Origin of the sequence: Stenotrophomonas sp. TWI1409, assembly GCF_039673015.1 — a bacterium.
Classification (GTDB): Bacteria; Pseudomonadota; Gammaproteobacteria; order Xanthomonadales; family Xanthomonadaceae; genus Stenotrophomonas; species Stenotrophomonas maltophilia_A.
Genome location: NZ_JBDJKU010000082.1, coordinates 1 through 15,601, shown reverse-complemented (window position 1 = coordinate 15,601; position 15,601 = coordinate 1). Strand labels below are relative to the sequence as shown.

Here is a 15,601-nt window from a genome sequence, read left to right as displayed (position 1 = left end):
TGAGCCGCATGGGCCCGAGGCATGCCTCGGGCGGGTTGGGCAGGACGCCCAACCCCGGTCTTGCCGTGTGCGCAGGACAGCGCACACGAGCAAGCGGCGACCGAGCTTACATGGGTGAGGGCGCTTTGCTTGCGAAGCATTGCTTCGCAAGCGCCCGAACGCACAGCCGCCAGCGGCTGGGCCGGGCCCCGGAGGGGGACTTGCAGCGTCCCCCGCAACCGGATCCACCCCGCCATCCCACGGAAAGCCCGCTGTTGCTTTTGCTGTTGCCTTGGATTGAAGCAGGTGCAGGGCGCAGCCCTGCCGAACCAACCCTACCGCCCCGGCAACTGCGCGAATGCGCGCTGCATGCAGTCCTCGCGCGGGCACACCCGGCACCCCGGTCCGATCGACACCGAATTACCCGGGCTCTGCACATCCAGCCCCAATGAATACACCAGCCGCTCGGCATGCTGCAGATCGCAGCCCAGCGCCACCGCGAACGTCTTCCGCGGTTGGCCATGGCCGACCGGGCCGCTGCTGACCTGCCGCGCCAGCCAGAAATGGCGGCGCCCGTCGGGCATGCGCGCGGTCTGGGTAAGGATGCGGCCGGGCTGGTTGAACGCCTCGTAGACGATCCACAGCGGGCACGAGCCGCCCACCTGCGAGAAGTGGAAATCGGTGGCCGAATGACGCTTGGACACATTGCCGGCGCGGTCCACGCGGATGAAGAAGAACGGCAGGCCGGGTGCGCTGCGCCGTGCCAGCGTGCTCAGCCGGTGGCAAACCGCTTCGAAGCCGACGCCGAACTGGTGGGCCAGCAGTTCGATGTCGTAGCTGCTGGCTTCGGCCGCACGCAGGAAGCGCATGTACGGCATCACCAGCGCGCCGGCGAAATAGTTGGAGAGACCAATCCGCGCCTGCGCGATGCGTGCCTCATCGGTAAACCCTGCGCGCGCCACCACCGCATCGATCTGCGGCAGGTAGCCATGAAGGGCCAGCTCGGCCGCCATCTGGAACGCCTGCTGTCCGGGCTCCAGGTAATCGGGTAGCCACAGCCGCCGCGCACCGGCATCGTATTGCCGCTTTTCGCGCCCGGCCTGCAGTGCGGCCACTTCCACCAGCACGCCATGGCGGTCGGCCAGCAGCTGGCGCAGCCGCGGTGCCACGTGCCCGGGCGACAGCCCCCACTCGGCGAACAGCTGCTCGGCCAGCTCGTCCAGCTCGGGAATGTGGTTGTGCATGCGGTTGAAGAACTCGCGCACCTGATCGCCAGCGGGCAGGGTGCTGCCGGCGCCGGGCTCGCCCAGCTGGAATTCCAGTGCGGCGGCATGCTCGCGCAGCGCCAGGTGGCGGCGGTGCAGATCCAGCAGCGCGCGGCTGACCTGCGGCAGGTTGCCGGCCAGCGCGCGCAGTTCGGTGGCGCTGACCTCGGCCAGGCCCAGGTCGCGCAGGGTTTCGCCCAGGGCTTCCTGCAGCGCGGCGGGCTCATCTTCGTCGAACAGTGCGGAAACGTCGCCCAATACCTCGCCCAGCTTCTTCTGCACAGCCGGGGTCAGTGGGCGCTTGTTGCGCTCGATCTGGTTCAGGTAGCTGGCCGACAGCCCCAGCGCCCGCGCCAGATCGGCCTGGCTGTAGCCGCGCTGCTCGCGCAGCCGCAGCAGGCGCAGGCCAAGTTGTCGCTGGGGGGCTGAATAATTCACAGAATTAACATGAATCGTCTGGCGTGTTGGCCAGATTAAGCGGATTCAGCCCGGAAATCGAGGTGGGTGCTGTGAATAATGCCAAGCATCTTTCGCACCCTGTGGGATTGTCGTCATGACTGTTGCAGCGCCCCGTATCCGCATGCTGATCGATGGCCAGTTCGTTGAATCGGCCACCTCCCACTGGCAGGACGTGATCAATCCGGCCACCCAGGACGTGCTGGCCAAGGTGCCGTTCGCCACCACCGGCGAAGTGGACGCCGCCGTTGCCGCCGCCAAGGAAGCCTTCAAGACCTGGCGCAAGACCCCGATCGGCACCCGCGCGCGCATCTTCCTGAAGTACCAGCAGCTGATCCGCGAGAACATGAGCGAGCTGGCCCACATCCTCACCGCCGAACAGGGCAAGACCCTGCCGGACGCCGAAGGCGATGTGTTCCGCGGCCTGGAAGTGGTCGAGCACGCCGCCGCCATCGGCAACCTGCAGCTGGGCGAACTGGCCAACAACGTGGCCAATGGCGTGGATACCTATACGATCATGCAGCCGCTGGGCGTGTGCGCCGGCATCACCCCGTTCAACTTCCCGGCGATGATCCCGCTGTGGATGTTCCCGATGGCGATTGCAACGGGCAACACCTTCATCCTCAAGCCGTCCGAGCAGGACCCGATGGTCACCATGCGCCTGGTCGAGCTTGCGCTGGAAGCAGGCATTCCGAAGGGCGTGCTGAACGTCGTCCACGGCGGCGAGGAAGTGGTCAACGCGATCTGCGACCACCCGGACATCAAGGCCGTGTCGTTCGTCGGTTCCACCCGCGTCGGCACCCACGTCTACAACCGTGCCTCGCTGGCCGGCAAGCGCGTGCAGTGCATGATGGGCGCCAAGAACCACGCTGTGGTGCTGCCGGACGCCAACAAGGAACAGACCCTCAACGCGATGGTCGGCGCCGCCTTCGGTGCCGCGGGCCAGCGCTGCATGGCCGCCTCCACTCTGGTGCTGGTGGGTGAAGCACGCAACTGGGTGCAGGACCTGGTCACCAAGGCCGAGACCCTGAAGGTCAGCGGCGGCACCGTCGCCGGCACCGATGTAGGCCCGGTCATTTCCTGCAGCGCCCGCGAGCGCGTGGAAGGCCTGATCGCCTCGGGCGTGGAGCAGGGCGCCAAGCTGGTGCTCGACGGCCGCAAGCCGCAGGTCGATGGTTTCGAGAAGGGCAACTTCGTTGGCCCGACCATCTTTGCCGGTGTCACCACCGACATGCGCATCTACCAGGAAGAAATCTTCGGGCCGGTGCTGGTCATCCTCGAAGCGGAGACGCTGGAAGAGGCCATCGCGATGGTCAACAGCAACCCGAACGGCAACGGGACCGCACTGTTCACCCAGTCCGGCGCCGCCGCGCGCAAATTCCAGGAAGACATCGACGTCGGCCAGGTCGGCATCAACGTGCCGATCCCGGTGCCGGTGCCGCTGTTCTCGTTCACCGGTTCGCGCGCGTCCAAGCTGGGCGACCTGGGTCCGTATGGCAAGCAGGTGGTGTTGTTCTACACCCAGACCAAGACGGTCACCGCGCGCTGGTTCGATGACGAGACGCTCAGCCACGGCGTCAACACCACGATCAGCCTGAAGTAACGGCAGGAGCAGCCATGAGCCACTCGATGACGACGGAACTGGAAGAAGCGCAGCAGGCGTACCGCGAGGCGGCGCGCGACTTCGCACAGGCCGAACTGGCGCCGCACGCCGCGCGATGGGATGCGGAGGGCATCTTTCCGCGCGAGGCGATCGCCAAGGCCGGTGAACTGGGCTTCTGCGGTCTGTACATGGACCCGGAAGTGGGCGGCAGCGGCCTGAGCCGACTGGACGCCGCCGTCGTCATCGAGGAGCTCGCCAACGTCGATCCGTCGACCGCGGCGTACATCAGCATCCACAACATGGCGTCGTGGATGGTGTCCAAGTGGGGCCAGCCGGCGCTGCGCGATGCGTGGGGAACCGATCTGTCCTCGGGCAGCAAGCTGGCCTCGTACTGCCTGACCGAACCGGGTGCAGGTTCCGATGCGGCCTCGCTGAAGACCACCGCCGTGCGCGACGGTGACTTCTATGTGCTGAAAGGCTCCAAGGCTTTCATTTCCGGCGCCGGTGCCACCGAGCTGCTGGTGGTGATGGCGCGTACCGGTGGTGCCGGTGCCGGCGGTGTCAGCGCCATTGCGGTGCCGGCCGACCTGCCGGGCATCAGCTTCGGCCGCAAGGAAGAGAAGATGGGCTGGAACAGCCAGCCCACCCGTGGCATCACCTTCGAAAACGTCCGCGTACCGGTCAGCCACCTTCTGGGAGAGGAAGGCGGCGGCTTCAAGTTGGCGATGAAGGGGCTCGATGGCGGCCGCATCAACATCGCCGCCTGCTCGCTGGGCGCCGCGCAGGGTGCGCTGGACGCTGCACGCCGCTACATGGGCGAACGCCGCCAGTTCGGCAAGGCACTGGCCGAGTTCCAGGCCCTGCAGTTCAAGCTAGCCGACATGGTCACCCAGCTGGTGGCCGCACGGCAGATGGTGCACACCGCCGCACGCAAGCTCGATGCCGGTGCCAGCGATGCCAACGTGTGGTGCGCGATGGCCAAGCGCTTCGCCACCGATGCCGGTTTCAACGTCTGCAACGAAGCACTGCAGATCCATGGTGGCTACGGCTACATCCGCGAATACCCGATCGAGCGCCTGCTGCGTGACTGCCGCGTGCACCAGATCCTGGAAGGCACCAACGAGATCATGCGGGTGATCGTTGCCCGTCACCTGCTCAACACCGAAGAGGAACTGCGATGAAGGATTGGCGTACCCAGGAACACGTGGGGCTGAAGGTGGAGGTGGATGGCCACACCGCCGTGGTCACCCTGAACAACCCGCCTGCGCATACCTGGACTGTGCACAGCCTGTCGGCGCTGCGTGATCTGGTCGGCGCGCTCAACGCAGACCGCGAGATCTACGCGCTGGTGATCACCGGTGACGGCGAGAAGTTCTTCTCCGCCGGTGCCGATCTCAACCAGTTCGCCTCCGGCGAGAAGGCCGCTGCACGTGAAGCCGCGCGCCGCTTCGGTGAAGCCTTCGAAGCGCTGTCCGGTTTCCGTGGCGTGTCGATCGCCGCGATCAACGGCTACGCCATGGGCGGTGGCCTGGAATGCGCGCTGGCCTGTGACCTGCGCATCATCGAAGACCACGCCCAGGTCGCGCTGCCGGAGGCCACCGTCGGCCTGCTGCCGTGCGCCGGTGGCACCCAGAACCTGCCGCGCCTGGTTGGCGAGGGCTGGGCCAAGCGCATGATCCTGCTGGGCGAGCGCATCAACGCCGACACCGCACTGCGCATCGGCCTGGCCGAAGAAAAGGTCGGCAAGGGCGAAGCCAAGGCGCTGGCGCTGGAATGGGCGAAGAAGGCCGGCAAGCAGAGCCCGACCAGCATCGCCGCCTGCAAGACCCTGGTGCAGGCCACCCGCACCGGCACCCACGCTTCGGCGCTGGTGGCCGAACGCGAAGCCTTCGTCGATCTGTTCGACACCGCCGACCAGGTCGAGGGCGTGACCGCCTTCCTGGAAAAGCGCGCCGCGCAGTGGAAGAACGCATGAGCACCGACACCGCTGCCGACGACGCACCGGTGCTGTTCGAAGAGCGCGCCGCCAGCAACGGCACGCGCATCGGCATCGCCACGCTCAATGCGCCGCGTACGCTCAACGGTTTCTCGCTGCCGATGGCGCACCTGCTGCTGAAACAGCTGAATGCCTGGGCCGACGACGATGGCATCGCCATGGTGGTGCTGCAGGGCGCCGGCGAAAAGGCGTTCTGCGCCGGCGGTGACCTGCACAGCCTGTACAAGAGCATGGTCGCCTTCCGCGAGGCCGGCCGCAGCGACATCCGCGAGAACGACTACGCGGCCGAGTTCTTCGACGTCGAATACCGCGTCGATTACCTCATCCACACCTATGCCAAGCCGATCCTGTGCTGGGGCCATGGCATCGTGATGGGCGGTGGCATCGGCCTGATGTCCGGTGCCAGCCACCGCGTGGTCAGCGAGCGCTCCAAGCTGGCCTTCCCGGAAATCACCGTCGGTCTGTTCCCGGATGTGGGTGGCAGCTGGCTGCTGCCGCGCGTACCGGGCAAGGGCGGCCTGTTCCTGGCGCTGACCGGCGCGCTGCTCAATCCGGGCGACGCCATCTACGCCGGCCTGGCCGACGTGCACGTGGCCGAAGAACGCCGCAGCGCGGTGTTCGATGCGCTGCTGCAGGTCGCGTGGTCCAGCGATGCCGCACACAACCACGAACGGCTCAGCCATCTGCTGCAGTCGCATGCCAGTGACGCCGCCACCGGCCCGCTGCTGGCCAATGCGGCGCAGGTTGATGCGTTGTGCGAAGGCGATGACCTCTCAGCGATCATCGGCCGCATCTCCACTCTGCAGACCGACGATGCCTGGCTGCAGGCGGCACAGAAGACCCTCGCCGCCGGCGCACCCGGTTCGGCACGGCTGTCGTACGAACTGCAGCGCCGCAGTGCCGGCCAGGACCTGGCCGCGATCTATCGCCTGGAGTACATCGTCGCCCTGCATTGCGCCGCCCACGGTGATTTCGCCGAAGGCATCCGCGCGCTGCTGATCGACAAGGACCGCAATCCGCAGTGGAACCCGGCCACCCTGGCCGATGCCACCGGCGCGTGGGCCGACACCTTCTTCGCTTCCCCCTGGGCCGATGCCGCGCATCCACTGGCCGACCTGGGCACTCCCCTTGTTGAAAGGAGCCTTGCATGAGCCGCATTGCATTCATCGGGTTGGGCAACATGGGTGGCCCGATGGCCGCCAATCTGGTCAAGAACGGCCATACCGTGCGCGTGTTCGATCTGGTCCCGGCCGCGGTGCAGGCCGCCGTCGATGCCGGCGCCAGCGCGGCCGCATCGGCGCGCGAAACCCTGGCCGATGCCGAGGTGGTGATCTCGATGCTGCCGGCCAGCCGCCACGTCGAAGGCGTGTACCTGGGCGATGACGGCATTCTTGCCGCGATTCCGGCCGGCGCACTGGTCATCGACTGCAGCACGATCGCACCGGCCAGCGCCCGCAAGGTCTCTGAAGCCGCTGCCGCACGTGGCCTGCAGATGATCGACGCACCGGTGTCCGGCGGTACCGCCGGTGCCCAGGCCGGCACCCTGACCTTCATCGTCGGTGGCGAGGAGGATGCGCTGGAGCGCGCCCGCCCGGTGCTTCAGGCGATGGGCAAGAACATTTTCCATGTGGGCGCCAGTGGTGCCGGCCAAGTGGCCAAGCTGTGCAACAACATGGCGCTGGGCGTGATCATGGCCGTCACCGGTGAAGCCATCGCCCTCGGCGTGGCGCACGGGCTGGACCCGAAGGTGCTGTCGCAGATGATGGCGGTCAGCACCGGCCGCAGCTGGGCCACCGAAGTGTGCAACCCGTGGCCGGGCGTGCTGGAAAACGCCCCGGCCTCGCGCGGCTACAGCGGCGGCTTCGGCAGCGATCTGATGCTGAAGGACATGGGCCTGGCGGTGGAAGCGGCGATGAGTGTCGGCGCCTCGATCCCGCTGGGCGAAGTGGCCCGCAACCTGTACTCGATGAACCACCAGGCCGGCCGCGGCAAGCTGGATTTCTCCAGCGTCGTGCAGCTCATTACGAGCGAGAAGTGACCTGGTAGTGCCGGCCGCTGGCCGGCAACCTCATGCCCCCGTGCGGGACAACGAAGGTGGGATGGGCGGATGTTCGGTTTCGACCGGCATCCGCCCATTTTTTTGCTCTGGCGCGGGTAGTGCCGGCCGCTGGCCGGCATCACCCCATCAGGCAACGACCAGCGTCACGTCGATGTTGCCGCGCGTGGCATTCGAGTACGGGCACACGATGTGCGCCTTCTGCACCAGCTCTTCCAGCTGCTCCCGCGGCACGCCAGGAGCGCTGATGGTCAGCTCGGCTTCGATGCCGAAACCGGTCGGGATCTGGCCGATGCCGACCTTGCCGGTCACGGTGGTGTCGGCCGGCAGCGCGACCTTGGCCTGGCCGGCCACGAACTTCAGCGCGCCCAGGAAGCAAGCCGAGTAGCCGGCCGCGAACAGCTGTTCCGGGTTGGTGCCCGGGCCGCCGGCGCCGCCCAGTTCGCGCGGGGTCGACAGCTGGATATCCAGCACGTTGTCGGAGGAGACGGAACGGCCTTCACGGCCGCCGGTGGAGGTGGCCTGGGCGGTGTACAGAACCTTTTCGATGGACATCGGGATGCTCCTGGTCGGTGGGTGGGTGTTGCGTTGGAGCCTACTTTGCCCGGTTTCCGCGTACGTTGGGTTGCAATGCGTACGAAAAATTTGATCGATCGTCCTGCCAGCCTAGATCGTCCATTCGCGGTCGGTGGTGAACATGATGGTCAGCCAGCGGTCCGGGGAGGCCTCGCCCAGTGCATCGCCGATCTCGTCGCGCAGCTGGTCCCATTCCACCAAGGGCCGCGGCGGGTCGTTTTCCGGCACCACGAAGAACAGCTCGATCTGCTCGCCACGCCCCACCTGGGCCACGTAGCTGCGGTGCTCGACGAAGCCGTGCTTGGCCACGATCCCGCGTGCCACTGCATCCACATGGGCCTGCAGTTCCGGCGGGGTGACCAGCAGGATGCCGGCCAGCGCCCGGCGCACCGTGCCGAGCGGGGCGATCATCACCAGCACGCAGACGAAGGCGAGGATGGCCGGGTCGATGTACGGCCCGACCCAGGCCCACGAGGTGCCCTGTACCAGCACGCCGCCGAGGAAGGCCAGCAGGTAGCAGGCCGACATGCTGGCCGCGATCACCCAGTTCTTCGCGTCCAGCGCGATGAACTCCGAGCCGATGCGGCGGTTGGCGCGCAGGATGAACCAGGCCAGCGCGCCTTCGCCCACGATCGACAGCCCGGCGAAGGCAATGGCCGGGCCGAGGGCGATATGGCGGCCCCCGGACATCAACGCGTCCACCGCATTGACCAGCGCATACAGCGCCGCACCGATCATCAGTGTGCCGCTCACCCCCAGCACGATCGGCTCCAGGTGCCAGAAGCCCATGGTGAAGCGCTGGTTGAGCCGCGATTGCAGCGCATCGGTCTGCGTGGACAGCGCGATCAACCGCGCCACCAGCAGTGACAGCCAGGTCATCACCACGTCGATCAGGCCGTAGATGCCGTCGAAGATGATCAGCGAGGAATTGGCCAGCAGGCCGAACACCACCGCCGCCGCGGCCAGCAGCAGCGAGGCGGCGATCGACAGGCGCAGCACGCCCTGTTCGGTGGCGGGGTCGAAGAACTGCGGGCGGTTGGCGGCCATGGTTCAATTGTAGAGCGGAGCCAGGCTCCGCTGCCTTCGCCGGGCAACCGTGCTACCCCCGTGGGGCCGCTTCCCGTAGACTGCGTCCCTCCCACGTACCGACGCCCGCCTGCAGTGATCACGCCACCCTGACCCTTGCCGCACATCGGCAGCCGGCCCGCCCGGCTCAGGAACCCGTGTCTTTCCACTGCAGCGCCATGCGGCCACGCCCGCCTGCGCGCGGAGCTTTCCCATGCAAACGTCCTACCCCCTGCGCCAGCAATGGCTCGGCAACATCCGTGGCGACCTGCTGTCCGGCATCGTCGTCGCCCTGGCCCTGATTCCCGAGGCCATCGCGTTCTCGCTCATTGCCGGCGTCGACCCCAAGGTTGGCCTGTATGCCGCGTTCTCGATTGCCGTCATCACTGCCATTGCTGGCGGCCGCCCCGGCATGATCTCCGCCGCCACCGGTGCGATGGCGCTGGTGATGGTCGACCTGGTCAAGGACCACGGCCTGCAGTACCTGTTCGCCGCCAGCATCCTGGCCGGGTTGCTGCAGGTGCTGGCCGGCGTGTTCAAGCTCGGCGCGTTGATGCGCTTCGTCTCGCGCTCGGTCATCACCGGCTTCGTCAACGCGCTGGCGATCCTGATCTTCCTGGCACAGATGCCCGAGCTGATCGGTCGCGGGCCTACGGTCTATGTGCTGTGCGCCGCCGCGCTGGCGATCATCTACCTGCTGCCACGCATTACCCGTGCCGTGCCATCACCGCTGGTGGCCATTGTGGTGCTGACCGCCGTGGTGATCGGCTTCGGCGTTGACGTACGCAGCGTCGGTGACATGGGCCAGTTGCCTGACAGCCTGCCGCATTTCCTCATTCCCGATGTGCCGCTTACCTGGGAAACGCTGCGCATCCTGCTGCCGGTGTCGGCCACGCTGGCCGTGGTCGGCCTGCTCGAATCGATGATGACCCTGCAGATCGTCGAGGACATCACCGAGACGCCCAGCGAGCGCAACCGCGAATGTGTCGGCCAGGGCGTGGCGAACACCGTCACCGGCTTCCTCGGTGGCATGGCCGGTTGCGCGATGATCGGCCAGTCGGTGATCAACGTGACCTCCGGTGGCCGCGGCCGCCTGTCCTGCCTGGTGGCTGGCGTGTTCCTGCTGGTGCTGGTGGTGTACGGCAGCGATCTGGTACGGCAGATCCCAATGGCGGCGCTGGTGGCGGTGATGATCATGGTCAGCATCGGCACCTTCAGCTGGCGCTCGCTGCGCGACCTGCGCACGCATCCGCGCAGCTCCTCTGCGGTGATGCTGCTGACCGTGGTGGTCACCGTGGCCACCCATGATCTGGCCAAGGGCGTGCTCAGCGGTGTGCTGCTGTCGGCCCTGTTCTTCGCACGCAAGGTCGGCCGCATGCTGGACGTGCAGCGCGACGATGCCGGTGACACCCAGGTCTACCGCGTGCGTGGGCAGGTGTTCTTTGCCTCGGCAGGGCAGCTGGGTGCGGCGTTCGATTACCAGCACGTGGCGCCGAAGGTACAGATTGATCTGCGCGATGCGCACCTGTGGGACCTGACTGCCGTGGCCGCGCTGGAGCGGGCGCAGGAAAAGCTGGCCGCGCATGGGGCGGAGGTGACGGTGGTGGGGCTCAATGCGGCCAGCCAGACCCTCATTGAACAGGTGGGTGGCAAAGGCGCTGCTGGCAGCGCGCATTGACGCTATCGGCTCTCGTGGAGCAACTGCAACGCCATGGCCGCTGTTGCGGTTGCTGCATCTTCAGCCTGTGAACCCCACCCAAGGTGGAAGAATCGCCGCGATCGTGCTCCGTTGTGATCCTCACGACGGAGTACTTCTGCCGGAATGGATTCGCTCTTCAACAACGCCACCATGCTGCTGACCTTTCTGCTGCCGGGTTTCCTGTCTGCATGGGTGTTCTATGGGCTGACATCCCATCCCAAGCCGCCGCAGTTCGAACGGACCGTGGAAGCGTTGGTGTTCACCTTCGCGGTCCAGGTGCTGGTGAAGTTCACCGAACTGATGCTCCTGCTGGCGGGTCGCTGCTTTGTGCTGGGGACCTGGACCGAGACCAGCAGCCTGCTATGGGGTTTTGTCCTCGCCGCACTGCTGGGGGCAGGATTGGCCCTCGCTGCGAACAAGGATTCCCTCCACAGGGTTCTCCGTCGTGCAGGCTTCACCACGAGGACATCCCACCCGAGCGAGTGGTACTGCGTGCTCGGTACGCGTCCTGCCTTCGTGGTGCTGCAATTGAAGGATGGCCGTCGATTGACCGGCTACCCCAAGGAGTGGCCGATCAGCCCCGCTGCGAGATGCCGGCCTGGCTGGTGGATGCGGATCCACCCGATGAAGGTGCCGATCCAGCAGCGGATCCCGTGGCCAGCCCCGCCGTGGTCGAGCTTCCGCAGCTCGATGGCATACTGATTCACGCAGTGGATGTGCAGTGGGTCGAGATTCTCCAGGAGACAGACGATGGCTAAGTTGAGGAAGGGTTCCAACCCACCACTGGACCAGTTGGTCGTATCCATGGAGAACGCGAACCCCAAGCTCCCCGAGGGCAGGAAGCGTCCGCCGCCACCGCCCAGTCCGCCCCGGCCGCCAGCCGGAGCCGGGCCGAACCGGCGCTCGCCGCGCGGCTGACCGGGCGCATTCAGCCGCCCGGTGTAAACTATTGATCTCACTGGCAATGCCAGTCTCCACGATCAATGCCCCGATGACGTCCGCCACCGCCCGTTACGCCGATTCCCTGCGCCTGTCCGTTGCCCCGATGATGGACTGGACGGACCGCCATTGCCGCGTGTTCCATCGCGTGCTGGCGCCGGGCGCGCGCCTGTACACGGAAATGGTGCACGCCAACGCGGTCATCCACGGCGATCGCGAGCGCCTGCTCGGCTTCGACCGCAGCGAACAGCCGCTGGCCCTGCAATTGGGTGGCAGTGATCCAGCGCTGCTGGCGCAGGCCGCCCGCATCGCCGCCGAATGGGGTTATGACGAGGTCAACCTCAACTGCGGCTGCCCGTCTGATCGCGTGCAGGCCGGGCGTTTTGGCGCGTGCCTGATGCGCGAGCCGGCGCTGGTGGCCGAGTGCGTTGCGGCCATGGTCGATGCGGTTGATATCCCGGTGACGGTGAAGTGCCGCCTGGGCGTGGACGAGGACAACGACTACGACGTGTTCGCCGCCTTCGTCGACCGTCAGGTCGCCGCCGGTGCGGCGATGGTGGTGGTGCACGCGCGCAACGCGTGGCTGAAGGGCCTGTCGCCGAAGGAGAACCGCGAGGTTCCCCCGCTCAAATACGACTGGGCCTACCGCTTGAAGCAGGAGCGCCCGGCACTGCCGGTGGTGCTCAATGGCGGCCTGGCCAGCCTCGAGGCGGTGCGGGCGCAGGCCGCGCTCGTCGATGGCGTGATGCTGGGCCGCGCGGCCTACCACGATCCCTACCTGCTGCATCAGCTGGAGGCGTTGCATACCGGCGCCCCGCTGCAGGCCCGTGGCGACCTGCTGCGCGCGCTGCGGCCCTATGTGGAAGCGCGGCTGGGCGAAGGCCTGGCGCTGAAGCACATCACCCGCCACGTGCTTGGCCTGTTCCACGGCCAGCCCGGCGGCCGCGCATTCCGCCAGGTGCTGAGCGAGGGCGCACACCGCCCGGGCGCCGATTGGCGCCTGATCGAGCAGGCGCTGGCGGTCACCGAACGTGCATCTGATCGCGCCGTAGCGTGACCGCAGTCACATTCCTGACTTGACAAGGGGCGGCGATTCGTCCCGAATGTTCACTTAGCTGAACGACTTGGAGTTGAAGCCGGAAAAGTTCAGACCGGATTCACCGCTGTAAACCAAGAATTTGCAAAAGATTTGTAAAACGCTGGGTTTCGAACCCGGCGCCGGATTTACGACTTTTGAACGAATCGCCGTGCTCGGCTAGGATCGCATCGATGTCTTCCGCTCCCTTCCATCGCCGCATTGCCCTGGCCACCTGCGTGGTCCTGTCGGCTGTGCCGCTGTCTTCGGCGCTGGCGCAACAGCCGCCGCGCGGCGACCAGGGGCGGGCGGAGATGATGGAGCGGGGCGAGCGCGGTGGCCGTGGCGACGAGCGGTCGCTGTCCGATGCCGTGCGCCGCGTGCAGCGCACCACCGGCGGCCACATCCTCGGCGCCGAGCGCGTGCCGTTCGATGGTCGTGATATCAACCGGGTGAAGTACATGGACGATCGGGGCCGGGTCCGCTACATGGACGACCCCGCCCCGTCGCGTTCACAGCCGCGCACGCCGCGGTCGGATATGTCATCACTACGCGGCGATAACCCCTGAACAGGGATAGTCGTCGCTATCAACCCGTACCCCACAGGCCTCCGGGCCACACCCAGGACACTAGGGAGAGTTCATGCGTATCCTTCTGGTCGAAGACGAAGCCCCGCTGCGTGAGACCCTGGCAGCCCGGCTCAAGCGCGAAGGCTTTGCCGTCGATGCTGCGCAGGACGGCGAGGAAGGCCTCTACATGGGGCGCGAAGTTCCGTTCGATGTCGGCATCATCGACCTCGGCCTGCCCAAGATGTCGGGCATGGAGCTGATCAAGGCCCTGCGTGACGAAGGCAAGAAGTTCCCGGTCCTGATCCTGACCGCGCGTTCGAGCTGGCAGGACAAGGTCGAGGGCCTGAAGCAGGGCGCCGACGATTACCTGGTCAAGCCGTTCCACGTCGAAGAACTGCTGGCCCGCGTCAACGCGCTGCTGCGCCGCGCCGCTGGCTGGAGCAAGCCGACCCTGGAATGCGGTCCGGTTGCTCTGGACCTGGCTGCCCAGACCGTCAGCGTGGCCGGCAGCAATGTCGACCTTACCAGCTACGAGTACAAGGTGCTGGAGTACCTGATGATGCACGCCGGTGAACTGGTCTCCAAGGCCGACCTCACCGAGCACATCTACCAGCAGGACTTCGACCGCGACTCGAACGTGCTGGAAGTGTTCATCGGCCGCCTGCGCAAGAAGCTGGACCCGGATGGCGAACTGAAGCCGATCGAGACCGTGCGCGGTCGCGGCTACCGTTTCGCGATCCCGCGCAACGAGGGCTGAGCCGGCTCACCCTGGCGATAACACGATGTCCGGCCGTCTGTGGTTCTTCCGACGCTGGCGGCCGCGCTCACTGCAGGCGCGCCAGATGTTCGCCGCGTCCGTGGGTCTGGTCGCGTTCCTGGCGCTGGCCGGTTACGCGCTCGACGCCGCCTTCGCCGATACGGCGAAGGCGAACCTACGTGAGCGCCTGAAGAACTACGCCACCGCCTATGCGGCCGGGATCGACTTCACCCGCGACCGCTCGCTGTACATCCGCGAGCAGCCGCCGGATTCGCGCTTCGACGTGCCGGGCAGTGGCCTGTACCTGCAGGTGGTGATGCCGCACGGCAAGGGCAATTCGATGTCTGCCGAAGGCCCGATGCTGCCCACCGTCGGCGGCGGCCTGCTGGCGCCGCGCCAGGAAGTGTTCGAAGGCCCGTTGCCGATGATCCAGATCGACGGCAGCCAGGGCTCGGTGTACCGCTACGGCCTGGGCCTGGTGTGGGACGCCGACGCCGATCCCGCTACCGAATTCCCGTACACCATCTACGTGATGGAAGACTCGCGCGCGCTGGGTGCACAGCTGCGGGTGTTCCGCAGCCGGGTCTGGTTCTACCTCGGTGGCATCGGCCTGATCCTGCTGCTGCTGCAGACCGTCATCCTGCAGTGGAGCCTGCGCCCGCTGCGTCGCGTGATTACCGAGCTGACCAAGGTGCAGCGCGGCGAAACCGAGCGCATGAGCGAGCGCCACCCGCGCGAGCTGGAACCGCTGACCGACAGCATCAACGCCTTCATTGAAAGCGAGCGCGAGAACCTCGAGCGTCAGCGCAATACCCTGGCCGACCTGGCGCACAGCCTGAAGACACCGATCGCAGTGCTGCGCACGCAGATGGACAGCGGCGCGGGCGATGGTGCGCTGCGCGAGGAGCTGGACGTGCAGCTGCAGCGCATGAACAACCTGGTCTCCTACCAGCTGGCACGTGCTGCGTCGTCGGGCCACAAGCTGTTCTCCGCGCCGCTGCCGATCGAATCCAACGCCGAGGAAATCGTGCGTGGCCTGGAAAAGGTCTATGCCTCGAAGGGCGTGCTGTGCGAATTCGATATCGACCCGGCCGCACGCTTCCACGGCGAACCGGGTGACCTGCAGGAACTGCTGGGCAACCTGCTGGAGAATGCCTTCAAGTGGGCCAACCGCCGCGTGCTGCTGACCGCGCAGCCGCTGCCGGCACCGAACGCGCGCCGCGCCGGCCTGCTGCTGGCGGTGGACGACGATGGCCCGGGCATCGCCCCGGATGACATCGGCAAGGTGCTGCAGCGTGGCGTGCGTGGCGACGAGCGCGTGCAGGGCCACGGCATCGGCCTGTCGATCGTGCAGGACCTTATCAAGGATTATCGCGGTGAACTGGCTGTGGGCCGCTCCGAGGAACTGGGCGGTGCCCGTTTCGAAGTGCGCCTGCCGCCGGGGCCGTAACTCGCGCGTTCCCGTCCGCCGGGCATCGCTTGGCGCAACAGCGCGTGGCGTTCCGGTAGTGCCGGCCGCTGGCCGGCAACCTCATGATCTTCGGTGGCATTGCCAAGGTGCCGGCC

General features: G+C 66.8%; 14 protein-coding genes. 11 read left to right on the top strand and 3 right to left on the bottom strand.

Annotation, left to right across the window (positions count from 1 at the left end; genetic code table 11):
• Positions 1-314: 314 nt before the first annotated feature.
• The gene (locus ABE423_RS18670; protein ID WP_164117874.1) at positions 315-1,682 is read right to left on the bottom strand and encodes a short-chain fatty acyl-CoA regulator family protein; all 1,368 of its coding nucleotides are present in this window, start codon (positions 1,680-1,682) and stop codon (positions 315-317) included.
• Between the two features lie 115 nt (positions 1,683-1,797).
• Between ABE423_RS18670 and ABE423_RS18665 the strand changes: the two genes are divergently transcribed.
• The 5 genes from ABE423_RS18665 to mmsB are packed head-to-tail and all read left to right on the top strand — an operon-like array spanning position 1,798 to position 7,337.
• Positions 1,798-3,303 carry a CoA-acylating methylmalonate-semialdehyde dehydrogenase gene (locus ABE423_RS18665; protein WP_180838048.1) on the top strand — a complete coding sequence of 502 codons (1,506 nt, stop codon included), beginning with the start codon at positions 1,798-1,800 and terminating at the stop codon, positions 3,301-3,303.
• A gap of 14 nt (positions 3,304-3,317) precedes the next feature.
• Positions 3,318-4,484, top strand: a complete 1,167-nt coding sequence (locus tag ABE423_RS18660; protein ID WP_346487118.1) for an acyl-CoA dehydrogenase family protein — start codon at positions 3,318-3,320, stop codon at positions 4,482-4,484.
• The gene (locus tag ABE423_RS18655; RefSeq protein ID WP_346487116.1) at positions 4,481-5,278 is read left to right on the top strand and encodes an enoyl-CoA hydratase; all 798 of its coding nucleotides are present in this window, start codon (positions 4,481-4,483) and stop codon (positions 5,276-5,278) included. Before ABE423_RS18660 ends, ABE423_RS18655 begins: the two co-directional genes overlap by 4 nt.
• On the top strand, positions 5,275-6,450 hold the full coding sequence (locus tag ABE423_RS18650; RefSeq protein ID WP_346487115.1) for an enoyl-CoA hydratase/isomerase family protein: 1,176 nt from the start codon (positions 5,275-5,277) through the stop codon (positions 6,448-6,450). The genes ABE423_RS18655 and ABE423_RS18650 overlap by 4 nt, the downstream gene beginning before the upstream one ends.
• Positions 6,447-7,337, top strand: a complete 891-nt coding sequence (mmsB, locus tag ABE423_RS18645) for a 3-hydroxyisobutyrate dehydrogenase (protein ID WP_004136647.1) — start codon at positions 6,447-6,449, stop codon at positions 7,335-7,337. Before ABE423_RS18650 ends, mmsB begins: the two co-directional genes overlap by 4 nt.
• 147 nt (positions 7,338-7,484) lie before the next feature.
• On the opposite strand, the gene ABE423_RS18640 is transcribed toward mmsB, so the two are convergent.
• Positions 7,485-7,910: an organic hydroperoxide resistance protein gene (locus tag ABE423_RS18640; protein WP_049399846.1), complete on the bottom strand. Its 426-nt coding sequence runs from the start codon at positions 7,908-7,910 to the stop codon at positions 7,485-7,487.
• Positions 7,911-8,021: 111 nt separating this feature from the next.
• On the bottom strand, positions 8,022-8,978 hold the full coding sequence (locus ABE423_RS18635; protein ID WP_253143783.1) for a cation transporter: 957 nt from the start codon (positions 8,976-8,978) through the stop codon (positions 8,022-8,024).
• A 232-nt stretch (positions 8,979-9,210) separates the two neighbouring features.
• Here ABE423_RS18635 and ABE423_RS18630 point away from each other — a divergent pair, with 232 nt between their 5' ends.
• From ABE423_RS18630 to ABE423_RS18605, 6 genes are all read left to right on the top strand, one after another.
• Positions 9,211-10,674, top strand: a complete 1,464-nt coding sequence (locus ABE423_RS18630; protein ID WP_180838052.1) for a SulP family inorganic anion transporter — start codon at positions 9,211-9,213, stop codon at positions 10,672-10,674.
• Positions 10,675-10,818: 144 nt separating this feature from the next.
• The gene (locus ABE423_RS18625) at positions 10,819-11,397 is read left to right on the top strand and encodes a DUF6338 family protein (RefSeq protein ID WP_346487112.1); all 579 of its coding nucleotides are present in this window, start codon (positions 10,819-10,821) and stop codon (positions 11,395-11,397) included.
• 262 nt (positions 11,398-11,659) lie between these two features.
• Positions 11,660-12,691 (top strand): tRNA dihydrouridine(20/20a) synthase DusA, encoded by a 1,032-nt coding sequence (gene dusA, locus ABE423_RS18620; protein ID WP_346487110.1) that lies wholly within the window; start codon positions 11,660-11,662, stop codon positions 12,689-12,691.
• Positions 12,692-12,903: 212 nt separating this feature from the next.
• Positions 12,904-13,278, top strand: coding sequence for a hypothetical protein (locus ABE423_RS18615; protein ID WP_032128191.1), 375 nt, complete (start codon positions 12,904-12,906; stop codon positions 13,276-13,278).
• Positions 13,279-13,351: 73 nt separating this feature from the next.
• Positions 13,352-14,035, top strand: a complete 684-nt coding sequence (locus ABE423_RS18610; protein ID WP_004136763.1) for a response regulator transcription factor — start codon at positions 13,352-13,354, stop codon at positions 14,033-14,035.
• A 25-nt stretch (positions 14,036-14,060) separates the two neighbouring features.
• Entirely contained in the window at positions 14,061-15,485 is a 1,425-nt protein-coding gene (locus tag ABE423_RS18605; RefSeq protein WP_071229404.1) for a sensor histidine kinase, read from the top strand.
• Positions 15,486-15,601 lie beyond the last annotated feature (116 nt).